General features: G+C 58.7%; 13 protein-coding genes (1 of these 13 only partly in view). 6 read left to right on the plus strand and 7 right to left on the minus strand.

The features are described from left to right. Window positions 1–9,277 carry the 5' portion of a DUF4347 domain-containing protein gene (locus ABD720_RS01015; RefSeq protein WP_344761343.1) on the minus strand. The gene continues 18,602 nt to the left of window position 1, outside the view, so 9,277 of the gene's 27,879 nt are visible here — the first part of the coding sequence; the start codon lies at window positions 9,275–9,277; its stop codon lies beyond the left edge, outside the window. 78 nt (window positions 9,278–9,355) lie between these two features. Then, a complete protein-coding gene (locus ABD720_RS01020; protein WP_344761344.1) occupies window positions 9,356–10,720 on the minus strand; it encodes a TolC family outer membrane protein in 1,365 nt (454 codons plus the stop codon). A gap of 202 nt (window positions 10,721–10,922) precedes the next feature. Between ABD720_RS01020 and ABD720_RS01025 the strand changes: the two genes are divergently transcribed. Then, window positions 10,923–11,930, plus strand: a complete 1,008-nt coding sequence (locus tag ABD720_RS01025) for a hypothetical protein (protein ID WP_344761345.1) — start codon at window positions 10,923–10,925, stop codon at window positions 11,928–11,930. Window positions 11,931–11,940: 10 nt separating this feature from the next. Here ABD720_RS01025 and ABD720_RS01030 read toward each other — a convergent pair whose 3' ends face one another. Then, window positions 11,941–12,714: a SapC family protein gene (locus tag ABD720_RS01030; protein WP_344761346.1), complete on the minus strand. Its 774-nt coding sequence runs from the start codon at window positions 12,712–12,714 to the stop codon at window positions 11,941–11,943. 515 nt (window positions 12,715–13,229) lie between these two features. On the opposite strand from ABD720_RS01030, the gene ABD720_RS01035 reads away from it, so the two are divergent. From ABD720_RS01035 to ABD720_RS01045, 3 genes are all read left to right on the plus strand, one after another. Beyond that, the gene (locus ABD720_RS01035; protein WP_344761347.1) at window positions 13,230–15,335 is read left to right on the plus strand and encodes a putative bifunctional diguanylate cyclase/phosphodiesterase; all 2,106 of its coding nucleotides are present in this window, start codon (window positions 13,230–13,232) and stop codon (window positions 15,333–15,335) included. A 234-nt stretch (window positions 15,336–15,569) separates the two neighbouring features. After that, complete coding sequence (mutS, locus tag ABD720_RS01040) at window positions 15,570–18,251, plus strand: DNA mismatch repair protein MutS (RefSeq protein ID WP_344761348.1); 2,682 nt, start codon at window positions 15,570–15,572, stop codon at window positions 18,249–18,251. Window positions 18,252–18,258: 7 nt separating this feature from the next. Then, window positions 18,259–19,200 carry a hypothetical protein gene (locus ABD720_RS01045; protein ID WP_344761349.1) on the plus strand — a complete coding sequence of 314 codons (942 nt, stop codon included), beginning with the start codon at window positions 18,259–18,261 and terminating at the stop codon, window positions 19,198–19,200. Window positions 19,201–19,256: 56 nt separating this feature from the next. On the opposite strand, the gene ABD720_RS01050 is transcribed toward ABD720_RS01045, so the two are convergent. Continuing rightward, on the minus strand, window positions 19,257–19,793 hold the full coding sequence (locus ABD720_RS01050) for an FKBP-type peptidyl-prolyl cis-trans isomerase (RefSeq protein WP_344761350.1): 537 nt from the start codon (window positions 19,791–19,793) through the stop codon (window positions 19,257–19,259). A gap of 122 nt (window positions 19,794–19,915) precedes the next feature. Here ABD720_RS01050 and ABD720_RS01055 point away from each other — a divergent pair, with 122 nt between their 5' ends. Beyond that, window positions 19,916–21,040: a ribosomal protein uL16 3-hydroxylase gene (locus ABD720_RS01055; protein ID WP_344761351.1), complete on the plus strand. Its 1,125-nt coding sequence runs from the start codon at window positions 19,916–19,918 to the stop codon at window positions 21,038–21,040. Between the two features lie 298 nt (window positions 21,041–21,338). Then, the gene (locus ABD720_RS01060; protein ID WP_344761352.1) at window positions 21,339–21,554 is read left to right on the plus strand and encodes a hypothetical protein; all 216 of its coding nucleotides are present in this window, start codon (window positions 21,339–21,341) and stop codon (window positions 21,552–21,554) included. A 99-nt stretch (window positions 21,555–21,653) separates the two neighbouring features. Here the strand turns inward: ABD720_RS01060 and ABD720_RS01065 are convergent, their stop codons facing one another. The 3 genes from ABD720_RS01065 to dapA all read right to left on the minus strand — a co-directional run bounded on the left by ABD720_RS01065 (window position 21,654) and on the right by dapA (window position 24,584). Continuing rightward, the gene (locus ABD720_RS01065) at window positions 21,654–22,430 is read right to left on the minus strand and encodes an MBL fold metallo-hydrolase (RefSeq protein ID WP_344761353.1); all 777 of its coding nucleotides are present in this window, start codon (window positions 22,428–22,430) and stop codon (window positions 21,654–21,656) included. 28 nt (window positions 22,431–22,458) lie between these two features. Continuing rightward, window positions 22,459–23,625, minus strand: coding sequence for an NlpB/DapX family lipoprotein (bamC, locus tag ABD720_RS01070; protein WP_344761354.1), 1,167 nt, complete (start codon window positions 23,623–23,625; stop codon window positions 22,459–22,461). 68 nt (window positions 23,626–23,693) lie between these two features. Then, window positions 23,694–24,584, minus strand: a complete 891-nt coding sequence (dapA, locus tag ABD720_RS01075) for a 4-hydroxy-tetrahydrodipicolinate synthase (RefSeq protein WP_344761355.1) — start codon at window positions 24,582–24,584, stop codon at window positions 23,694–23,696. Window positions 24,585–24,597: the final 13 nt, after the last annotated feature.

Here is a 24,597-nt window from a genome sequence, read left to right on the forward strand (position 1 = left end):
TGACCAGGCTTTGCGCAATACCGCTGCCCACCGAGGTCAGGAAAATGGCCTTGGCCGTGGTGGCCATTGCATCGGCATAGGTTGCTGCAAGACGCACATGGTTGGCATCAACATTGATGACGAAATAAGTCGCGCCATCGATCAGCCCGCCGATAGCGGTATTGCCGATCGCGCCAGCGCGATAGACCAGTGCGTCGCCGCTGTGCAGGCCATGCGCAGTCAATAGGATCGTGTCGCCCAGTGCCTCTGCCAGTTTTACGGCGAACGGATCAAAGGTTTTTGCATGTGCGCCAAGGTTGGCTGTTTGCTTGAAGCCGACGCCTTGGACTATGCCGTTGCTGGTCAGCGTAATGGCTGTCCCCGACGTGGCATCAGCCGCGGTGGCAGCGAGCTTGATGGTGCTGGCATCGACGCGAATGACATAAAACTGTGCGCGCGGATCGCTACCGAGTCCTCCGGGACGTTCCCCTGCCGTGACGCTGTAAGTGATCAGGTCCCCGGTGTTGTAGCCGTGTGCGTTCTTGAAGTGAATGCTGCTGGTGGCGGTGTCTACGTTATCGACCGCAGCGGCCGGACCAGCGACGGTGACTGTTTGGTTGAACTTACTGATCCCGGCCGTGCCGTCGCTGGTCAGCGTAATAGCTGTCCCCGCCGTGGCATCAGCGAAAGTGGCAGCGAGCTTGATGGTGCTGGCATCGACGCGAATGACATAAAACTGTGCGAGCGGATCGCTACCGAGTCCTCCGGGACGTTCCCCTTCCGTGACGTCGTAAGTGATCAGGTCCCCGGTGTTATAGCCGTGTGCGTCCTTGAAGTGAATGCGGCTGGTGGCGATGTCCACGTTATCGACCGCGGCGGCCTTGCCAGCCAAGGTGGCTGTGAGGGAATGATCTGCGCCGATGCCATTGCCGGTCAGCGCGATGGCGTTATTGCCCAGTGCATCGGCTTGCGTGGCGGCGAGCTTGAGGGTGGTGGCATCGATGCGGATGACATAAAACTTCGTCAGCGCGTTGCTGCCAAGTCCGCCAAGCCGTGTGCCGGTACCGGCACTGTAAGTGACCTCGTCGCCGGTATTGAAACCGTGCGCACTATCAAACTTGATGGTGCTGGCGGTGATGTTCACGTCAGTTGCTGGCGTGATGGTCTTGATGCCGGCGACCAGCGGATTCGATTCCAGCGTCGCCGACGGATCATCAAAACCGGCCAGCACCAGTACGCTGCCGCCGGCATGTACCGCAGACGAATCAATGTACGCAGTCACGCTGGCGGCGGAGGCTGTGTCGGCACCCGCGACCGTGACCGTCTTGCTGCCGTCAGCACCCAGCGCGGGCGCATCAGCCATGCTGATCAGGTTCGGATCGGCGGCATTGGTCGGCGCGCCGACATAGTTATAGGCCAGCATCGCGCCAACTGCCGAGCTTTGCGCCGATATCGCCACCGACAGCGACGCCGCGTACAGGGTGGCCGCTTCGCTTGCCGTGACGGTAACATCGCCATTGGCCGTGACGATCGCGTTATTGCTGATGTGCGCATCGATGGCGTTGGCGATCGAATTGATCGAGAGCCCGCCCGCACCAGCGGCACTGCGGGCGCCACTGCCGGCGACACCAACGCCGACCAGCAATGCAGTAGAGCGGGCCAGCAGCGTGACCGATCCGCCGCTCGTGACGGTGGCATTGTTGACGTACGCCGTGATGGCATTACTGACCCGGTTCCAGCCGATCGAGACACCCAGGCCGCCGCCTTGCAGCGAGACCGCCACCGCACCGACGACCGATACCAGCGTGGATTTGTCGAGTGCATCGAGTGCAATGGTGCCGGTAGCGTTGACTGTGCCGCCAAGGATATGGGCGTCGGTGCCATTGGTGATGACGTTGATGCCGAACGAACCGGACGCAGCCGTGTTGGTAGCGCCGGCCAGGGATGCGGCGATGCCGATGATGCTGGCGCTTTCCTGCGCGTTCAGGCTAGCCGTGCCGGTGGTATTAAGGGTCGAATCTTCGATCGCTGCCGTGGTGCGGTTGTTGATCACGTTGAGGCTGGTGGCAATCCCGAAAGCGCTGCCGCGACCGACCGCAAAACCGCCAGTGAATGCAAAGATACCGGTACCGTCGGTGGCCTGAAGATCGATGGCGCCGCTGGAACCGGCATCCGTGCCGGTGTTGAGGATGCGTGCCGATATCACGTTGCTGACCATGTTCACGGCCACGGTGCCGCCCAGCGCGGTGGCCTGCCCGCCAATACCGCCAGTGGCGACGCCGAGAGACGCCGCCACCGAGACGATATTGGCATCCGAAACCGCATGCACCGACAGACCGCCAACATGCACGAGCTTCGCAGTATCGATGGTCGACGTGATGTTGTTGCCGATCAGTGTCACGCCAAGCGCAATGCCGTAACCACCCTTGCCGCCGAACGCCACCGCGCCGGCCACGCTGATGAGATTCACGTCATCGTGCGCCGTGAGCGCAATCGCGCCGCTGACCGTACCGGCCACGTTGGCCAGCCGGGTACGGGTATTGTTGCTGGTGCTGGTGACGGCCACCGAGCCCGCCAGCGCACTGCCAGTCGAGCCGACTGCGCCGCCGATACCGGCAGCCAGCGACACGATCGAGCCGCTGCGTTCGCTCTTGAGCGTGACGCTGGTGGCAGTCAGTCCGGTCACGCCATCAATGAAGGATTCGGTATTGCCACCCATGAAATTGAACCCGAATGCGCCGGCCATCGCCTTGGCATCCTTGCCCGGCGACGCCGTTTTGGCGAACGAGGCCGAGCCGGCCAGCGACGCGACCAGTGTCGTGTCGAGCGCGTTGAGTTGCAGGTCCTGCACCTCCAGCGTGCCGAGATGGTGGATGTAGGCGCGTGCATTGTCATAAATCAGGTTCAGCGTCACGGCACCCGAGACAGCGGTGCTGCCTTTGGCTTCGGCGGGTTTGTCGAGGCCGTCGGTGCCGGCTGGCGTGGCCGACTTGATAGCGGTGTCAGCCTGTTTCAGGACAGCCGCCATGCGGGCTTGCCAGCTTACCAGATCCGCCGCACTCTGTGCCGTGCCATCGGAACCCTGGGTGCCGCCGGTGCCGGTATTAGCCGGTGGTGTCGTCGCCGGAGGTTCGGTGGCGGGCTTGCTGGACGCGCTGGCGCCAGCGGCCGCCAGGCTACCGATGAAACCGGCATTGGTGGCGTTGACGTCGACCAGACCGCCGGCGTTAAAACTGCCAAGCGTGCCGACCACGATGCTGTCCCTGTCATTGCCGATCAGCGCCTGCGTATCGCGGGTGACCAGGTTGCCGCCCAGAGAGATACCGACACCGGTATTTTCACCGGCAGCGACTGCTCCGGCGACGGTGAACAGATAGGTCGTGTCGAGCGCACTCACCGTAGACGAACCGGCAAGGAAGATGGTCGCGCCGTTGTCGATGTGCGCGATTGTCGTGTTATCGACCAGATTCATGACCAACACGCCGTTGCCGGCAGTCGCGCCGCCGCTGCTGCCAGAAGCGCCCAGCACGATGCCCATCACGCTGCTGCTGGCAGTCACTTTGAGGTTGTTGCCATACAGCGCGACGCTGTCCTCGATGCGGGCCGTGACGGCATTCTTGTAGACGTAAAAACCGGCCGAGGCGCCGACCGAGGTTCCGCCCGCGGCTGGTGCGACGCCGCCGCCCGGACCGGTGGCTTCGAGTTTGTTCTGGAATTCCTTGCCACTGACGCCCAATGCAACGCTAGGCAATTTGATATTACCGACCAGATTGACCGTTTGCGCGATGCTCTCTGCATTCAGCAGGACATCCTGACCAACCGTGCGCAACTTGGCATCCTGATTGATCTGCGCACCGTTGCCGATGATCGCGCTGGCGGTGTGATCCATCACCAGCGTCGTCACGGAGACGGCACCGGCCTTGACCTGGCCTTCGGCCGTTGTATTGCTCCAGGTATCGACCAGACGATCATCGAGTCCGAGATTGTTGTTGAAGTAGGCGCCGATACCCCGCAACAGGTTTTTGGCGGCGGCCGTTGCCGGTGCGCCCAGGTCTTGCCACTGGGTCGTGTCGGTGAAGTCGGTCGTGCCAAGGTCGATATTGCGGGACGACGGCAAGCCCAGGTACTGGTAGCGACTACCGACATCGCCGCCGGCGCTGTGACCGGTGCTGACTTCGACGGTGTCGCCAGTCGTCACGTAGCTGAGGCCGACGGCATTGCTGTTGAAGGTCGCAGCGGCTGTGGTCGCATTGAACTGCGTGGCCAGCTCTTTCCCCCAGATCGGTCCAAGCTTGCTGTGCGTGAGTGCGTTGACGCTCAGCTTGCCGCCGGCATTGACGGTCGCGTCGCCGGCGATGTGGGCGTCCGTGTTGTTGGTATAGATGCCGATCGCCACCGCCAGTGAAACGCCTTTGTCGGCATTCTTTTGAGTTGCCTCGGCGGTCTCGTTCTTGATCGACGAACTGGCCGACACATCGGGACGCATGTCGATCGTGGCAGTGACGTCGATGGTGCCGTCGGCGTTTACGTCGGCAACCGAGGCACTGTCATCGCCGTCACCAATGCGGGCAGTTACCTTGTTGGTGCTGAGCGCAAAGGCAAGCGCACCACCGGCGTCGTAGGTATTGGTAGGCTCTGATTCGATCTTCTTTTTGAGCCAGTCCCATTTCTTGGCAATACTGGTGACGCCTTCCTCCATTGCATTGGCAGCCTTGGAAATAAAGTCGATCGATTTTGTTGCTGATGACTTGAGATCGTCGATCACATTGCCACTGGACTTGGTTCCGACGCTGCTGCTGGCACCGATGCCGGACACGTCTCGCGTGACAAGACCCGGAATCACCGACGCCTTGATGACGTCCTGGGTGCGCTTCGCGCTCACCGTAACGTTGACTGCCCTGGCGTATCCGTCCAGCGTGGCCTTGGTCTCGGTATTGGCAACGCTCACCGTGAAAGCCAGCGCCACCTTGCCATCGGTGCCGGCGACAGCTTGGGCCAGCGTGCGATTGTGGTCAGTGGTTTTGGCCTCCACCGTCAGCGCGCCACCGCTGGTAAGGTGCGAGGTACCGGTGGCTTCGGCAGTCGATATCGAGTTCTCGATGCTGACCGCGATCCCGACCGCATAGCCGGCTACGCTGCTCGGTTTCGCGACCACGTTGAGCGTATTGTCGGCATTGCTGCGCAACATGATCGAGCCGGTGGCATCAATGTTGCCCGCCACGGTGACGATGGCCGTCGTGTCGACAATCCCGACGGAAATGCCAAGGATGAAGCCAATCGGATTCGGATTAACTTTGGTCGTGGCGGTGGCTTCCGCGGTGAAATCACGCGCATTGACGAAGCTGGTCGCATCGATCGTGATCGTGGCACTGGACGTTGCGATCGACACACCGGCCATCAGGGCCAAGTTGTCAAGCGCGCTCAGCGCGCCGTGGGCCGCCGAAGTCAGGTTCTTGGTGACCCACGAATCGCCGAAATCGACGTCGTAACGCGCCGCTGCGGCGGTTGAAAGCAGCGTGACAACCTTGCCGGTGATGTGGGAATTAATGACATTGATGCTTGCGGCGTTGTAATCGATGTTGGCAAAACCGAGACCCGTGATCTTGTCGGCCAGGTCTGTCGCAGTGATACGGATATCACCATTGTCGCCAATGGACTTGATTTTGCCCGAGGTGTCAGAAGCAACACCGCCGAGGGCAATCAGGCTGCCATTATCGAGATTGATATGCTCGCCGCGCAGCGTAATGCTGCCTGCAGCCCCGCCGACCCCGACGGTCCCCTCAATGCCGCTAAGGCCGCTGGTATCGATCGTGTGGCCATTTAGATTGATCGTGTCGTACTCGAAGGACAGGTTTCTTCCGGCGGCAATGACGTTCGCGCCGAAGGTCTGGGTCACGCCTTTGCCGCCCTGGAAAACAAGCTGCGTGCTGTTCGTTGACAGCGCGAAACTGACCCAATCCTGGTCGGCCAGGACAAACCCGAACACACCGCCCGTCTTCAGATACACCGTGTTGGACGTCCCCACGTCGTCATGGACGGCGACTTGCTCACCGCTCATGAGCTTGCTGGAATCGACATGAAACACGTTGGTGGCCGTACCGCCGGTGAGACTATCCTTGCCACCTTCGCTAAACAGCGTGACATTGCCCGTAAATGCCGAAGCGTCGAGCTTATTTTCACTGATGCCGCCATGCAGGATGGCGTTCGTGATGCCGCTCAGCGTGTCGGTTTCGCCGTTGATCAACAGCGTGCCATTGGTCAGCGTCATGTCGGCATCGCGGGTCTCGACGAGCGTGTCGCTGCCGCCGCCACCCTGCAAGATATCGATCCCTGTGCCGCCGGTCAACGTATCGTCACCCGTGGTGCCGGTGAGGGTGTCGTTGCCGGCACCACCGTCGAGGACCACCACATTGAGCGTGGTCACGGTGAGGTCGTCGGAGGCTCCCGAAAAGCCGCTGGCATTGATGATGTTATTGCCGCTACCCCCGGTCAGGATGGCGCGCTCGACACCGATCAGGGTATCGAGCGTCGTACCCATGGTCAGGCTTGCCGTAGTCAGTACGATGCTGGCGGCATCGCTGGTTTCGATCACGGTATCGATGCCGCCGCCGCCGATGAGCGCATCGCTGCCGGCACCACCGGTCAGGCTGTCGTAGCCAGCGCCGCCATCGAGCGTGTCATTGCCGATGCCACCGATGAGGACATCGTCACCGTAGCCACCGCTGAGGAGTACGGCATACGAAAAGGCGTGGGCGTCGATGAGGTTGTTGCCGTTTCCGCCCGTCAGGTTTGCCGACTGAATATTGGCCAGCGTCGACCTCGCGACGACGCCTGTCACACTTTGTGTCACCGCGACGGTGCCGCCGCCGTTGAGCACCGACGCACTCGACAGGGCGCCGACGGCCATCCCGCCGAGGTTACCGGCGAACGTGACTATCCATGCACCGCCGCCGCCGCTGACCAGCACTTCGCTATCGCCGATACCGGCCAGGCCGGTCAGTGCGGTACGCACTTCGTCGGCACTGGCGTCAAAGCCGATGGTACTGGTGCTTTCGCCATTGAAGCTGAGGGTAAAGCGACCGCCGGTGACCGCGCCCGAAAAGTGAATGGCCTGGACAGAACTGGTGCCCTGCCCCATGTCGAGCGAGGTGTCGGCCAACACAAAACGGCTGTCGGAAACCTCGCGCAACGTGTTGACACCGAGACCGCCGTCGATATTATCAACGCCACCGCCGCCAGTGAGGGTATCGTCGCCGATACCACCGGTGAGCGTGTCATTGCCGAGACCGCCGATGAGGATGCCGCCGAGTGCACCGCCCTTGAGGATGTCGTTGCCATCGCCGCCATCGAGCGTGACGGTGATATTCGTCGTCGCGGACGCATCGAGCGTATTGGCGCCCGCGCCACCGGTCAGGATGGCCTTGCCGATGCCGGTCAAAGTATCGGTATCGGTACCATCAAACAGTGTCGCGTTGGTCAGCGTGAAGCTGACGTCGCGCGATTCGGCCAGCGTGTCACTGCCGCCGCCTCCAATGATGATGTCCGCACCCGCGCCGCCGGTAAGCAAGTTATCTCCCGCGTTGCCGGTGATGTTGTCGGCGAACGCCGATCCGATGACGTTGTCGAAGCCGCTGATGGCGGTGACGCTACCAATGGCGGAGAAGCCGGTGCCGTCACCCGCTGCCAGGTCGACTGCGACCGCGCTGGCATAGGCCGCGTAATCGATCGTATCGGCGTGCGTCCCACCGGCGATGCTCTGGAAATTTTCGAAGGTGAGGTAACCGCCGATGTTGCCTTTGCCGGCTGAAGTGATGCTCCACAGAGTATCTTCATCGGCACCAATCAGCCGGTTAGTGCTGCCAGATGCGGTGGACCCGATGACCTTGCTGATATTGACGATGCCGCCCGTCGCGGTGGCGGCGCCGCTGGCCAGATTGACGAGTACGTTGCCGGCATAGCTGGCGTAATCGAGGACGTTGCTGCCGCCAACCGTACCGGTGATGGTGCCGGCCAGCGCGCCCGCAAAGGTGTAGGTATTGACGCCGATGCCGCCGATGAGATTCTCGATGCCGCTGGCCGATACCGTATTGGTCGTACCGGACACGTAGCTGACGGTGACGCTGCCGCCGCCGTTGATCGTGAAATGCAGGTCCTGCGTGACCAGCGAAAAGTCGAGCGTGTCGGTGCCGGACGAACCGGTGACCGTGTCGTGCGCGAAATCGTCGGCAAACTTGTAGATATCGTTGCCGCCACCACCGGTGATCACGTCGTTGGCGAGCGTGCCGATAATGACATCGTCGCCCGAGGTTCCCGTCAGGGCATCAAGTACATACGCATAGGCATCAAGCCGGATGGTGCTGGTATCGATGGTGCCGGTGGCGTATTCGAGGGTCCAGTCGCCGCCCAGTGCGGCACTGCCGGTCAGGTCGGTCGAGGCGGCCACGTCGGCACCGGTCAGGCGCGCCAGGCTTTGCACGAAGTTGATACCGTAACTGCCCTGACCGACATCGCAACCGTACAGCAGGATATCGCTGCCGGCATGGAGCGCTTTGCCCCAGCTGGCAATGCTTTGCTGGTACTGGTCGAGATTGCTGCCGTCGAGCTGGGTACTGCCGAGCCGCAGGGTGCCACTGCCGCCGTGCGACAGGATTTGTACGGCATCAAGATCCTTGTACGTGCCCAGGATGGCGGTGATCTGTTCGACGCCATCGAAACGCGCATCCAGCATGACCAGGTCGACATCGCCACGGTGCACCACTTGCAGCAACGGACCGGTCGTGTCAGTTGTGGCAGATGCTGCGGTGGCAGCCGAAGCGCTTGCTCCCGGTGCGAGCGCGTCGAGCACACCATTGATCAGCGTGGCGACATGCGGAATCGCGGCATCGACGATCACCAGCTGGCTGCCGGCCGGGCGCGACTGCATGTACGCGGCAAAGTCGGACAGGCCGATCGTCACACCGGGAAGCACGGTGCTGGCGTCGGTCATTTTGGCCTGAACGCCCTGCGCTGCCGGCGATACCGCACCACCCAGAACCAGCGTCGCCAGTGCAGGATCGGTCGGCGGCGTCTGGGCCACGACCGACAGCAGAACCGGACCGGGCTGATTGATCTGCAAGGGTGCAGCGAGGACGGCTTGCTGCATCGGCGGTGGCGGCACGATCAATTCGGCAGAAAGCAAAAAACGCTGTTCGAGTGCTTCGAACAGCGTTTTGCGCGGTGTCGCCGGGCGTGGAGCGCCCGAACGCCGAAGTGATCGCGCTACGCGCCCGCTGAGTGCTGCCAGTTTTTTCGATGCCATGCCGACTCCAGAAATGCTGTTTTACGTCTGATTTGATGCGCAATAAGTATTGCCCGGCGCACGCACCGGTATGGCTTGCTAGTTTGCTGCGGCCCTGCCGACTTGCACCAGATCGCCTTCGGCAAGCGTGCCGGCGGCCTGTTTCAGGCGCAGTGTGTTGAGCTGGAAGTCGTAGCGCGATTGCGCGGCGTCACGTCGGGCGGCATACAGGTCGCGTTCGGCATCGAGCACACCGAGGATGGTCGACACACCCGCCTTGTAGCCTTCCTCCTTCAGTTGTCGTGCGCTTTCGAAAGCGATCACGGACTTGTCGAGTGCCCGTACCCGAACCATGCCGCTGACGACGCCCTGATAGGCGGCGCGGGTCTGGCGCTCGACCTGTCGACGATCGCGTTCGAGGTCCTGCAAGGCGGTATCGTGATGCTTGACGGCCTGGCCGGTCTGGGCCGAGGTGGCGCCGCCCTCGTAGATCGGGATATTCAGGCGTACCGCGACATCGTTGGTATTGACACTGCTGCCGCCACCGAAGAGGCTGCCGCCAGTGGTGCGCTGGTTGCGCGAGATCGCCAGGTCGACGGTCGGGTAGTAGCCGGCCTTGCGTTTTTCGATTTCCTGACGGGCGACATCGACGGCTTGCACGCGTGCTTGCAGCAGCAGATTTTTTTCCAGTGCGGAGGTGACCCAGGCATCGGCGTTGAGCGGCTCCGGCGCGGTCAGGCGGATCGACGTCGGCAACGGCATCAGGTCGGCAGTGGTGGCGCCAGTCATTTCGCGCAAGGCCTGGACCTTGTCGGCAAGATCGTTGCCGGCTGCGATCACGTCGGATTCCTTGAGCGCGTTGCGGGCCTGCGCGTCGTACAGATTGGCTTTGATGGCCTGGCCGTTCTGGTACTTGGTCGTCGCCAGATCGAGCTGGCGCTTGATCGACTCATTCTCGCCGCGCGCAAATGCCAGTGCATCGCCTGCGGCCAGAACCGCCATGTACGCCGTCGCGGTGCGCACGATCAGATCCTGCTCGGACGCTGCGTAGGCGGCAGCGGCCTGCTTTTCGTTGGCTTCGGATTGCTTCCAGTTGCGCCACGACGCCAACCGGAAAATCGGCTGCGTGATCGACAACGTCTTGTCATTGGTCGGATAGGAAGCGCTACCGGTCGCGAACACCGCGTTGTCGCTGCTGAGGATGTTTTGCGAGGTGTTGGTGCGCCCGTACTGAAAGCCCACATTTGGCAGCAGCGCGGCACGCGCTTCCTTGACCGCAAAACCAGTTGCTTCGAATTCGGATCGCATCGCCAGGAACTTGGGATCGTTATTGCGCGAGAGTGCGTAGATGTCGGTCAGATTTTCGGCTGATACCGGCAGGGACGCACAACTCAGTAACGCGATGGCAAGGAACTGATGCGGTCTGAAGGTGCTGATGACGCTTGGGATCGAGGTGCGGGTCATGGTACTTTTCTCACAAATCAGTGTAGGAAAACAATCTCCCTGATGAACCTGAGGCACAACTTACGGGCTGTCTGAAACAACTTTTAGTTGCATTTTTTACTATAAAACCAGTCGGCAGTATGGGCCGGTGCTATGACATCCACAAGCTGAATAATTACTTTTATTCAATTCCGTTCAGCAATTTTTAATCATCCATACCATCGTGGGTTCAATGACAAATGACGGCATGAAAATTGACCGCTGGAGCGCGCACTGGTCACAACGACGCGTGCTGCTGCGCTTCGCTTCCGGCGCCTCGACGGCAGCGATTGCGCTTTCTCCCGAGGCGGCCAAGGAACTGGGAACGCAGCTGCACCAGGCCGTACAAACCTTCGAAAACGAGCACGGCACACTCTGGTGCGAACAGCACAGGCTGCATGGACAGCGCACCGATCGCTGCATGGATGGCGCCCGTCTGCTCAATGGCGACAGCGATGCGCGCCGGGTTTATCAACTGATACGCAACCTGCCGCTGACCGGCTTCGAACGGTCATTCAAGATGCGCCAGGGCCAACTCGACAGTGGCCGCTTTCTGGTGGGGTTTCCGGTCAAGGCGATGGCTGACGCCGATATCGACTACCTGGCAAGTCAGCTGGGCGCGCCGCTGGCATATCGGGCAGCGATCGCCGCCACGCTGGCGCAGGCGAATTTCGTGCACGTGGGATTCGAACCGGGCGACGGACAACGCATCTGCAAGATGTATCTCGAATTTCCGGAGCCACAGGCGGCCGGGCAGCCTCTGTACATTGGCTATAAATGGGATCTGGAAGAGACGCAGCAACAGGCGGTATCACATTACGTACCGACGACCATGCCCGGTAAATTGGCGCTGGTCGATCCGGAGGCATGTGCCAGCCTGCAGGACATCCTCGGGCTGGCGACAGAGCGCGTACTGCTGTCGGCGTTACGGTACGTGGAAGTGACCGACCAGGACACGCAACGGATGTCGTTCGATATCAACCTGTATCCGGCCGGGCTGCGCATGCGCGATCTGCGACCGATGTTGGCGGCATTGCAGCACCATTTTTCGATTCCGGACAAGGCAATGACCGCACTGATGGAGCACATGGCCGACGACGTGGTCGGCCATGTCTCGGCGGGCACCGATCGTCACGGACGTGCGTTCGTGACGGTGTATCACGCCCGCCCGGAAGCGCTGGCGCCGGCCTGACCCGAACGGCTTAATGCACCACGTCGCTGGCAGGCACTGGCGTGCTGTCCAGCGCGGCAATGCGGCGCGCATCGAGACGCTTGGCCAGGCGCGCAATATTGTTCAGCGAGAGCAGATGCGCATAGACCCAGCCCAAGTAACCCGTGCGTACCAGCTCCAGCATGCTGGCATCGTCGAGCGCGTCGAGTTTGGCTTCGTCGACGACCCACAACCCTTCCAGCGTCTGCTTCTTGCCATCGCGCTCGATCGTGATGACCTTGGACGTCAGGATGCCAAGTTCGGCCAGCTTTGCTGCAAAAGTGCTGGTGCGCCGCATTTCGCTATGGAACAGCCGCAGGAATTCGATCACGTTATTGAGGTAGTCGGATTGGGCGCCATCCACTGCAAACAGTCCTTCACCGCGCTCCTCATTGAGGCCGCCGTAAGCTTCGTCCACACAGACGGTCAGCGATTCGGCATCGTCGGTGCCGGCCAGCACAAAGGGATAACGACGGATGAAGGCAGGGATGTACGTGCCCTCCTCCCACTTGCCGGACGCCGACACCATCAGGTTTTCCTTGTCACCGAGGCCGACCAGCGCTGCCAGTGTGAAAGGGCCGCCTTCCTTGCCGACAAAGACGATCGGGTAGTCGCGTGACGCTTCCGCAAACTCGCTTCCGGCCAGCAGGACCGAATTGGTGTTGGCTGCGAACGTGAAGTGGTCAGACTTCAAATCGAGCTTGAGATTCTGATGGCGTGCGCGGTTGAGTGCAATGGCGCGCTCGTAAAAAATCATGGTGGTCATCGATATCTTTCTGGGCGCAGTTGGGGGGTGAGCTGCGCGATCCAGGAACGCGCAGTGAGGCGGTCTCAAACCGCTTGATTATATTGGCATAAGTCGGCATGGCAATATTTTTTTGACATCGTGCTACGCGCGGTCGATCTATCGGAGCAGTTTCAGTAATGTGCACTCATCACACCATGTGCAATTGCGCGCGCGCTCGGGCACAAGAAATAGACAAAAAGACGCTTGGAAATATCTCTATATGGTTGCGATGCGGAGAGCCTTGCCAACACATTCTATGTACGCTGACGCGCTTAAACAAGTAATCCGCCACATTAGCGTCTGTCGGTGGCGTAACATCAAAGCAGGGCTCTCAAACTTTACTCTTTTATTTTCTGCTACGGCCTGCGCACGCCGATAAAAAAACTCAAGAATGAAGAATTGCATCCGCTGTCAATGTCAACCGTATTCACAAAAATTTCTCTTCCGAATGCCTCCGATCCGGGCAGAAAATAGATTAAATAGAGAAAATTACTATGGAACTTGCCCACTTCATTCTTCAGAATACCGAACAAATTCTACATGCGTGGGAGACGTTTGCCCGAAATATTCATTCTGCGCGCGACATGACCGTCCTGGAATTACGGGATCACTCAAGAGGCATGTTGAGCACCATCGTTGGCGATCTTACAAATCCTGCTATTTCCGACGATAAAACAGATAAATCGGGCAAACCGCTCCCGCGAAGCGCTCGGGACACCTATGCGGCTCTACATGGCGAGGATCGCGAACTGGCAGGGTTCAGCATTAGCGAAACGATTTCCGAATTTCGCGCTTTGCAAGCCAGTATCCTGGGCATGTGGGACGATGCAAACAAGACAATACCGCTGTCTAAAGATCAACTAACTTTGTTTAATGAAACTATCGATCAGGCACTTTCCGAGTCACTGGAACAATACTCGACTGATTTGAAACGTTATGCCCGGTTATTTCGCACAGTTCTCTCCTCAACACCTGACCTCAATTGCATGTTCGATGCAGACGGTCGAATAATTTATGCAAACAGCACGTTTGCCGAATTCTACAACCTGACGACAAAAGACATTATCGGGAAAAACTTGCATGAATTCGACGCTTTTAATGCGGATGTCGTGCAGGAAAAACTACAACAAGTAATCGCTACCATGTTGACGTTTCGGGGAGAGATACCATTTACCTCTCCGTGGGAAAATGAAATTATTTACGAATACTTCTTTATACCTGTATTGGATGAAAAAGAAGCCGTTGAAAGTATTTTATTGACAGCGCGTGATATTAGCGAGAGCAAAAAGCTGACTGAAAAAATAAGCACAAGTGCTAACTATGACTCTTTGACTGGCTTGACCAACCGCAGCCTTTTTCGTGATCGGATGGACTGGGAAGTCCAACGTTCCGAGCGGAGTGGCCTGCCAATTGCCTTGTTTTTTATTGATCTCGACGGATTCAAGGAAGTCAATGATTTGCTGGGCCACGATGCGGGTGACCTGTTACTGCAGCAGGCTGCCGAGCGTATCGGTTCTTGCGTGCGTGGTACAGATACCGTTGCACGCATCGGTGGTGACGAATTTACCGTCATTCTCTCTGAGGGTAAAAGCCCGTCAAGGGTCGACATTATCGCGCAGCAAATGGTCGATGAACTATCCAGACCTTTTCAGATTAATGACAGGGATATAAACATATCCGGCAGCATCGGCATTACTATTTATCCGCAAGATGCAATGACAACCGAAAGCTTGATGAGAAATGCGGATCAGGCAATGTACGGAGCGAAGAAAGCCGGCGGTGGCGGTTTCTGCTTCTTCGACACGCGCATGAGAGATTCAGCCTCGACACGTCTCAAAGAAATCGAGATGTTGCGCCATGCCCTGCGGGAAAACCAGTTTGTCGCCTATTACCAGCCCATTGTCAATCTATCGACAGAGCAGATTGTAAAGGCAGAGGCATTGGTACGATGGCACCATCCTCAGCGTGGCTTGGTGATGCCGGATGAGTTTATCGGACTTGCCGAGGAAATCGGCCTGATTAGCGAAATCGATGACTGGATGTTCGGCGAAGCCGTACTTTGCTCCAAGAAATTTAGTGCGTTGATTGATGCGCCTTTCCAAATCAGCGTCAACAAGTCCGCGCTGGATTTTACCAACAAGGTACCGACAAAAAATCTGGCTATTTACCTCGCATCGTTCAAACTGGATAAAGGAACAATATGCGTTGAGATTACCGAAAGCGTACTTCTCAATGATTCGTCGATTGTCATCGACAAGCTCGCGGAGCTTCAAAAAGCTGGAATTCAATTGGCAATCGATGACTTTGGTACTGGATATGCCTCGATGTCTTTCCTGAATAAATTCAAAGTCGATTATCTTAAAATAGATCGATCGTTCGTACAAGACATGGCAGCGAACAAGGATAGTCGTATATTTGCGGAGACTATCATTGTGATGGCCCATAAGCTGGGATTAAAAGTCATCGCGGAAGGCGTTGAAACAGTTGGTCAACGCGACTTGCTCAAGGCAGCAGGATGCGATTATGCACAAGGTTATTTCTTTTCAAGACCGGTGCCGCTTGAAAACTTTGAGCGATTGCTGCAGATTATAAAAACCTGAATGCAGATCGGGACACCGTTGCGATAATATTCTGATTTGGCATAGCTGTTGGTGGGATATGCGGCACACTGCACCGCGTGCCAGACGCGACGGGGAAAAATGTTGTTGACGCTACCAAAATGTCAACGATGCGCAATCCCTTCCGCCGCCTTGGAGTCCACAGCCATCTGGTATCCTCTATCGTTCGCTGGCATACCTGCCCCGACGACCTTCCGGAACTGAAAAATTACCCCCATGGCTGTTGAATCAAAAAAATCCCTGGAAGCGCCCAAGGACAACCACACCCCGATGATGGTGCAATACCTGGGCTTGAAAGCCAACCATCCCGACATTTTGCTGTTCTATCGGATGGGCGATTTTTACGAACTGTTTTTTGAGGATGCGGTCAAGGCGTCGCGCCTGCTCGGCATCACGCTGACCCAGCGTGGCAATTCGAACGGCGTGCCGATCAAGATGTGCGGTGTGCCATTTCATGCTGCCGACCAGTATCTGGCCAAACTGGTCAAGCTCGGCGAGTCCGTGGCGCTGTGCGAGCAAATCGGCGACCCTGCCACCAGCAAGGGACCGGTCGAACGCAAGGTGGTGCGGGTGATCACGCCGGGCACGCTGAGCGATGCCGACCTGCTGCCAGAAAAATCCGATCGCTGCCTGCTGGCGCTGTCGGTTCTGCCGCAGCGCAAGAACCTGAGCGTCGGACTGGCGTGGCTGTCGATGGCCAGCGGTGCGTTGCGGATGATGGAGTTTGGGTGCGATGCGAAGAGCCTGGATGCGCGACTGAAGCAGGAAATCGAACGCATCGCGCCCGCCGAGATCCTGATCCCGGACGCCACCGATGACTGGCTCAATGATATTGCGCTGGTGGCACGCACCCCGGTGCCGCAATGGCATTTCGATGCGGCCAATGGCCACAAAGCGCTGCTCGATCAGCTCGGCATCGCCACCCTGCAAGGTTTTGGCATCGCCGATCAAGGTGCCGGCAGCGGCGCTGCGGGCGCGCTGCTGTGGTACGCACAAACGACCCAGGGCAAAGGTTTGCAGCATGTGCGCACGCTCACGGTCGAATCCGAAAACGAATTTGTCGGCCTCGATGCGCCGACCCGGCGCAACCTCGAACTGACCGAAACCATCCGCGGCCAGGAAGCCAGCGTAAGTACGCCGACGCTGTTCTCCCTGCTCGACCATTGCCGCACCGCGATGGGTTCGCGTCTGCTGCGCCACTGGCTACATCATGCGCGGCGTGACCAGCGCGTGGCGCAAGCCCGCCACGTCGCGATCCACGCGCTGATGGACACCACGGACATGGCAACCATTGTGCAGACGCTGGCATCGGTACCCGACATCGAGCGCATCACGACCCGTATTGCCTTGCTGTCGGCGCGGCCACGCGATCTGGCTGGTTTGCGCGGCGGCTTGCAGCAATTGCCGGCGCTGCGGGATGGCATTGCGCAGTGTCAGCAAAAGAACGAAGCGCCGCTGCTGCAGGCGATCCATGCAGCACTGGCGACACCCGACAGCTGCCTCGGCCTGATCGAACGCGCGATTGCGCCGGAACCGGCGGCAATGGTGCGCGATGGCGGCGTGATTGCGCGCGGCTTCGATGCCGAACTCGATGAATTGCGCGGCTTGTCAGAGAACGCCGGCCAGTATCTGGTCGACCTCGAAACACGCGAACGCGCCCGCACCGGCATCGCCAACCTGCGTGTCGAATACAACAGGGTGCATGGCTTTTACATCGAGGTGACGCACGGCCAGACCGAGAAAGTGCCGGACGATTACCGTCGCCGCCAGACCCTGAAAAACGCCGAGCGCTATATCACGCCGGAATTGAAAGCCTTCGAAGACAAGGCGCTGTCGGCACAGGATCGTGCACTGAGCCGTGAAAAAATCCTGTACGAGCAATTGCTGCAGGACCTCGCGCCACACATCGGCACGCTGCAGGACATCGCTCATGGCCTGGCACGACTGGACACGCTTGCCGCGCTGGCGGTTCACGCTACACGACACGACTGGCGCGCGCCCACATTGGTGTCCGAACCGGCAATCCTGATCGAACAAGGCCGGCATCCGGTGGTTGAAACCATGATCGAGCGCTTCATCGCCAACGATTGCGTGCTTGATGACGAACACCGGCTACGGCTCATTACCGGTCCGAACATGGGCGGTAAATCGACTTACATGCGCCAGGTCGCACTGATCACGCTGCTGGCCTACGTCGGCAGTTTCGTGCCGGCCAGCGCTGCCACGATCGGTCCGATCGACCGCATCTTCACGCGCATCGGCGCCGCTGATGATCTCGCTGGCGGGCGCTCCACATTCATGGTCGAGATGACTGAATCCGCAGCGATCCTGAATGGCGCGACCGAACAGTCGCTGGTGTTGATGGATGAAGTCGGCCGCGGCACGTCGACCTTCGACGGTCTGGCACTGGCCTGGGCGATCGCCAGGCACATGATTGAAAACACCCGCTGCTTCACGCTGTTCGCCACCCATTATTTCGAGCTGACACAACTGGCAGACATGCACCCAAGCGCTGCCAACGTGCATCTGTCGGCCATCGAGCACAAGGACAGAATCGTGTTCCTGCACGCGGTACAGGATGGTCCCGCATCGCAGAGCTACGGATTGCAAGTGGCGCAACTGGCGGGCGTGCCACAACCGGTGATACGCGCCGCACGCAAACACCTTGCCATGCTGGAGAACCAATCCGTGCAGCAAACGCCGCAGTTCGATCTGTTTGCCGCCCCGTTTGCTGACCCGTTGGACGAAAGCAGTTTCACCACACCGACGCCGGAGATAGCGCAAGCAAGTGCGCTTCTGACGGCGCTCGATCAGATCGATCCCGACGCGTTGACGCCACGCGAAGCACTAGAGCAGTTGTATCAGCTCAAGCGCATCGCCAGCGCAGCAATGGATTGAGCGGCAGATGCTGAATCGATCACTTGCGGCGTCGCTGATCGGCCTCGCGCTCCTCTCCGGCATGCCGGTGCGCGCTGCCGACAACAGTTTCAGTATGGCGGTGATTGCACCGAGCGATGACAGCGCCTTGCGACAAGCCATCATCGACACCGATGACGATAATCTGGCCTTCGTGGTGGTCAACGGCATCAAGGCGACCAGTGAAGCCTGTACCGATGCGACCTATCTTGAACGGAAAATCCTGTTCGATAACGCCAAGAACGGGTTGGTTGTGTCACTGGCAGGGTCGGACTGGACCGGATGTAAAAGTACCGCCGGCAAGTCGATCGCCATCGAACGCCTGAACCGGTTGCGCGAACTGTTTTTTTCAGAGGACTTTTCTTTTGGAGCCACCAAAATTCCTCTGACACGCCAGTCCAGCGCACCGAAATTTCGCAGCTATGCCGAGAACAGCCGCTGGGAATTTGGTCCGGTGATGTTTGCGACGCTCAATCTTCCGTCGGACAATAACCACTTCCTGAGCGCGGCCGGCCGCAACAACGAATTCGAAGATCGGCTGATCGCCAACCGTGAATGGTTGCAGCGGCTGGTGACTGTCGCGACCATGCGAAAAATGGAAGCCATCGTGTTGTTCAGTGATAGCGATCCGCTCGCATTGCCAGCCGCGCCCGTGCCGCGCCGTGACGGATATACCGAGATGCGCACCCAGCTGACGCACCTTGCAGGACGTTTTCACGGGAAAATTTTAGTGATCCACGATGATGTTCGCCCGGGCGCCGGTCCGCTCGGCGCAATCCGCTGGTCGAAAAATCTTGGCACGCTGGCCATCGGATCACGCTGGGTGCGGTTGCATGTCACGCCGGGCGCCGACATGATCTTTGGTATCAGTACCAGCGGTGGCGTGACCTCCAGCCGCAGCGGCAATGAAAAAGCCGCCACCATGAAGTAATTCCATGGCGGCGGCTCTTTTGCCGACCGACCGATCGACGTGAATACTGTTATTGCCTAGTGAATCGGATGGCTGCGGAAATGATCGCCAGCGTCGTCATCAGGCTCTTCGTGATGATGGCCGTGGGCGCCATGCACATGCTCATGGGTGATTTCTTCGTCGGATGCAGCTCGCACTTCGGAGACCTTCAGGCTGAAACGCAGCGCCATGCCGGCTAGCGGGTGATTTCCGTCCAGTACAACTTTGTCATCAGCGATATCGGTGATGGTGAAGATCAGCGATTCGTCATCATCGCCGCCATCCGGCAAACCTTCGAACTGCATGCCCACTTCCAGCGGGGTAGGCAAACGGTCACGCGGTTCGACCTTGACCAGCGCCGGATCGTATTCACCGAAGGCATCATCGGGTTCGACCTGCAGTTCAACTGCATAACCTTCTTCCTTGCCATCGAGTGCTTCTTCAATCTTCGGCAGCGTGTTCTCGTAGCCACCGTGAAGGTAGACCATCGGGTCTTTGCTTTCTTCGATCAGATTGCCCTGGGCATCCGACAAGGTGTAGTGAACTGTCACTACGGTATTTTTGGCAATCTTCATAGTGCATCCTTTCGTTGGTTGACGGCAGATTATACCTGTCGAAATTCTGCAGGAACGCGTTACACATCAAAAACTGCCGATGCCGCGCCTTGCGCAAACGCCCTCGCAGCTATAATGCGACCATGAAAAAACTGACGCTCCTGGGTGATCTGACACCCGCACAATTCCTCAAGGATTACTGGCACAAGAAACCGTGCGTGATCCGTCAGGCCATTCCCGGTTTCCAGCCATTCATCGATCGTGATGCCCTGTTCGAGTTGGCCAAACGCGATGACGTCGAATCCCGCCTGGTGACCCACGTCAAACAGAAATGGGACATGAAATCGGGACCGCAGGACGCGCTGCCCGCGACCACCAAAAAGGACTGGACGCTGCTCGTGCAAGGCGTGAACCTGCATGACGACCACGCCGACGCGCTGCTGCGCCAGTTCAACTTCTTGCCGGACGCCCGACTGGATGATCTGATGATCAGTTATGCCAGCGATACCGGTGGCGTTGGTCCTCACTTTGACTCGTATGATGTCTTTTTGTTGCAGGCTCACGGTACGCGGCACTGGCGCATCGGCGACCAGAAGGATTTGTCGCTCCAGCAAGGTGTCCCGCTGAAAATCCTGCGCAATTTCGAACCGACCGAAGAGTTCGATCTGGAACCCGGCGACATGTTGTACTTGCCGCCACATTACGCCCACGAGGGTGTGGCTGTGGGCGAATGCATGACCTATTCGATTGGTTTCCGGGCACCGTCTTTTCAGGAGCTGGGCGAGGCCTTCCTCACGTTCATGTCCGATTCGATCGACTTGCCTGGCCGGTATGCTGACCCAGCCCTTGCTGCCACCAGCCGACCGGGTGAAATCAGTACCGCGATGCTGGCGCAGGTCACGGCTGAAATCAACAAAGTACAGTTCACCAAGGACGACATTACGATTTTCCTTGGCGAGTATTTATCCGAGCCAAAAGCCAGTGTGTTTTTCGAGGGGCCAAAACGGCCGCAAACGCTGGACAAGTTCATGCAACTGGCCAGCAAGCGCGGTGTTTTCCTGTCACGTAAAACCCAGATGCTCTATCGCAGCGAACTCATCTTCATCAACGGCGAATCCTTTGAAGTCGATGCAGCGGACAAGGCGCTGCTCAGCGTGCTGGCCGATAGCCGCAAGCTCGATGCCACACTCACCGCCAGTGCCTCCCAGGATGTCGCCGAAGCACTCCATGACTGGTATCGGCAAGGTTGGCTGTCGATACAAAAATAGCAGTACGGGGGATGAAAATTCCCCCGCCTGTGACGGGCTGGCCGGTACACGTGAAGCGGTATTTTTTCTGAAGGCCCACTGAAAATCGCCTTCGCAAGGCCTGCATGCCGTTGCTTACCATTAAGCAAAGTTTCTATGCCGTGCCGCACAAAAAAGCCGTATAATCGGCGACTTAGAAAAGCAAGCCAGATTCCGATTCGCAATTGTCTGGGACTGACGGCGCAAATTTTCTATAGAGCGATAATTACCGGTAATTATTCATCGCACAATTCGATAAATTAAGATTAAAGGAAAATCCATGAAAAAAACTCTGTTGATCGCATCCCTGTTCGCTCTCGTTCTTGCTGCATGCGGCAAAAAAGAAGAAGCTGCTCCAGTCGTAGTTGCACCAGTTGTTGAAGTTCCTGCTGCTGCCGCTCCTGCTGTCGAAGCTCCTGCCGCTATGCCAGCCGCTCCGGCTGCTGATGCTCCAGCCGCTGCTCCTGCTGCTGACGCTCCTGCTGCACCGAAGTAATTTTCGCTGCAATGAAAAAGCCGACTTTCGAGTCGGCTTTTTTTTCGTCCATCAATTTGTGGCAGATTGCTGCGACATTTCTCGCCAGCCCTCCGTACCTTATTCCATCTCAATCCAGCCAAAACCATCACTTTGCCCAGCGACGCTGATTTCAGCATCGGCTCCTGCCAGCCCCAGCGCAATTGCCGCTGCAGCGAGTTCCGGCGTGTTGTTCTGCTGGCTTAAATGCGCACCGACCACTCTCCTCAATCTGGTTTTATCGATGGCTTGCAGGATGAGCGTACTGCTGTCGTTGGACAAATGGCCATACGCGCCGCCGATGCGCCGCTTGAGTGACGGCGGATAGACCGATGTGGCCAGCAATTGGGAATCGTGATTACATTCCAGCACTAGCGCGTGGCAGCCGGCAAGCGCATTGACCAGATGGGATGTGAGATGACCTGCATCAGTCAATACGCCCAGGCGGGACTGGCCGTCCTGAGCCACGTACTGCACGGGCTCGCGCGCGTCATGCGGCACCGTGTACGGTGTGAGCTCCAGGTCGCCGATGGCAAGCGCATCTCCATCGCGGCAAAACCGGATATCGACATCCTTGCAGTCGGCCTGGACCGCCTGAAATGTGCCGTGGCTGAGCCAGACCGGAACGCGATGGCGGCGCGCGAACTTGAACGCACCGCTGACGTGATCCGAATGCTCGTGGGTGATGACGATACCGCCGATATCGCTGGCGGCCAGCCCCGCGCGTGCCAGCCTGCGTTCGGTTTCCTTCACCGAAAATCCGCAGTCCAGCATGACCGTCGTGCACGTCATGCCAGATGTGGCGGAGATCAGCAGCGCGTTGCCTTCGCTACCGCTACCGAGACTGGCAAACTTCAATGGTGCAGATGCAGCATGTCGGCAAGTCTTATTTCAGCTGCTCATTGAGCAGTGACAGGATGCGATCTGCAGCGCCCGAGACTTCCGGCTTGCCATCCGCATTCAAGACAGTGATACGGCTGACGGTACCGGTTTCCTTGACCGAAACCCGGTAACGCTGGGCCGTCTTGGCTTTATCATCCGAGCTGCTGAACATGCGCGAGAAAAAGCCTTTTTCGGCAGTCGGCTTCAGCTGCGCATCCTGGCCCAGATCGATGTACCGCACAAAGTAAGTTCCCTGTGCGCGGTCACGGTCTTCCACCGTAAAGCCAACCCGATCCAGTGCCAGGCCAACCCGACGCCATGCGCGGTCGAAGCCTTCGTCCACTTCGACGTAGGCGGAATTGGCATCCTTGGTCAGCTTGGCGCGTGCCTGCATCGGCTCTGCCCTGGCAACGATCGCTTTTGCTTTGACCTCTTCGACACCAAGTCGGCCCATCAGACGCGACAGGAATTCTGCTTCCAGCCCTGGATCAGCCGGACGTGGTGTCCAGATGGTGCTGTCTTTTTGCTGGCCAACCAGCATTTCCTGGGCGCCGCGATGGCTGATGTAGATCTCGGTACTGCCGTCCGCAGTGCGTTCGAGACGGGTGCGGAATTTGTCGCGCTCGCCGGTCGAGTACATCGAATCGAGCACTTTGCCGATCGTATTGCGCAGGAAGTCCTGGGGAATCTTGGCGCGGTTTTCTGCCCAATCGGTTTCCATGATCCCGGCTTCCGGCTTTTCGATATTGATCAGAAAGCCGGAGTCTTGCCAGAAATCCTTGATTTGCGGCCAGAGCACTTCCGGGCTCTGCTTGACCACTAACCAGCGCGAACTGCCGTCGCGTACGACGCGGGCTTCCGGTGACGATGCAGGTGCGATCACGGAGGGTGTCGGGCTGGTGGCAACCGGTTGTGTGCCGGTGGTGGCGCTGTAGGCAGACGCTGTCGCGACACCGCGATTGCTTTCCGGGATTGCATAGCGGCTGTCGCGCTGCAGCTGTGTCAGGTCCGGCGGCACTTCGAGTGTCGTGGTGGCCGCTTTGCTGGCGCTTTTGTAGTCGAGCCGGTCAGGCTCCATCAGGGAGTTCAGTGAACTGCAACCGGCGAGGCTGGTCAGTGCGACGGCAAGCAGGAGGGTACGGGCTGTTTCAGGATTCGTGCGAATAGTCATGTCGATACGGTATGAGAGTCGAATTGCGTTCAAAAAAGGCCTCGAACAGGACAGCCTGACGTGGCAGCTTAGTGTGTTGAACCCTGCATCAGGCCAGATTCGCGGAGGGCGGCACGGACCGTCTCGTGATATTCGGCAGCCAGCGGAACAAGTGGCAAACGCATGCCGGAGTCAATCAGGCCGATTTCATGCATCGCCCACTTCAACGGTACCGGGTTCGGCTCCACAAACAGCTTGTTGTGCAGCGGCAGCATGCGGTTGTTGATCTTGATCGCACCAGCGATGTCGCCGGCCATTGCGGCGACGCACAGCTCATGCATGGCACGCGGCGCAATGTTGGCGGTGACGGAAATATTGCCTTTCCCACCGCAAAACATCAGTGCCATGGCGGTCGGATCGTCACCCGAGTACACCGCAAACGAGGCTGGCACCAGCCGCATCAGATCGATACCACGACCGATATTGCCGGTCGCATCCTTGACGCCAATGATGCCGGGAATCGCGGCAAGACGCACGATCGTATCGTTGTGCATATCGGCCACCGTACGACCAGGCACGTTGTACAGGATCGCCGGCAGATCAACCGATTCGGCGATTTTCCGGAAGTGCTGGTACATCCCTTCCTGCGTAGGACGGTTGTAGTAAGGCACCACCAGCAGCGACGCATCGGCGCCCGCACTCTTGGCGTAGCGCGTCAACTCGATGGCTTCTGCGGTCGAGTTGCCACCGGTACCAGCGATGATCGGAATGCGCTTTGCAGTGTGGTCGACCGCGACCTTGATCAGCTCGCAGTGTTCTTCCACCGTCACGGTTGGCGATTCGCCAGTGGTGCCGACGATGACGATACCGTCGGTGCCCTCGGCGATATGCCAGTCAATCAATTTACGTAGTCCCGGTAAGTCGAGACTGCCATCTGCGTGCATCGGAGTAACGATTGCGACTATGCTGCCGTGGATCATGATTATCGAGGGG

Source organism: Actimicrobium antarcticum (genome assembly GCF_039536745.1).
GTDB classification, from domain to species: domain Bacteria; phylum Pseudomonadota; class Gammaproteobacteria; order Burkholderiales; family Burkholderiaceae_D; genus Actimicrobium; species Actimicrobium antarcticum.

Bases quoted from the DNA above. Each gene is read 5' to 3' on its own strand.
- ABD720_RS01020 (WP_344761344.1), bottom strand. From the start codon at position 10,720: ATGACCCGCACCTCGATCCCAAGCGTCATCAGCACCTTCAGACCGCAT.
- ABD720_RS01030 (WP_344761346.1), bottom strand. From the start codon at position 12,714: ATGACCACCATGATTTTTTACGAGCGCGCCATTGCACTCAACCGCGCA.
- ABD720_RS01035 (WP_344761347.1), top strand. From the start codon at position 13,230: ATGGAACTTGCCCACTTCATTCTTCAGAATACCGAACAAATTCTACAT.
- mutS (WP_344761348.1), top strand. From the start codon at position 15,570: ATGGCTGTTGAATCAAAAAAATCCCTGGAAGCGCCCAAGGACAACCAC.
- ABD720_RS01045 (WP_344761349.1), top strand. From the start codon at position 18,259: ATGCTGAATCGATCACTTGCGGCGTCGCTGATCGGCCTCGCGCTCCTC.
- ABD720_RS01050 (WP_344761350.1), bottom strand. From the start codon at position 19,793: ATGAAGATTGCCAAAAATACCGTAGTGACAGTTCACTACACCTTGTCG.
- ABD720_RS01055 (WP_344761351.1), top strand. From the start codon at position 19,916: ATGAAAAAACTGACGCTCCTGGGTGATCTGACACCCGCACAATTCCTC.
- ABD720_RS01060 (WP_344761352.1), top strand. From the start codon at position 21,339: ATGAAAAAAACTCTGTTGATCGCATCCCTGTTCGCTCTCGTTCTTGCT.
- bamC (WP_344761354.1), bottom strand. From the start codon at position 23,625: ATGACTATTCGCACGAATCCTGAAACAGCCCGTACCCTCCTGCTTGCC.
- dapA (WP_344761355.1), bottom strand. From the start codon at position 24,584: ATGATCCACGGCAGCATAGTCGCAATCGTTACTCCGATGCACGCAGAT.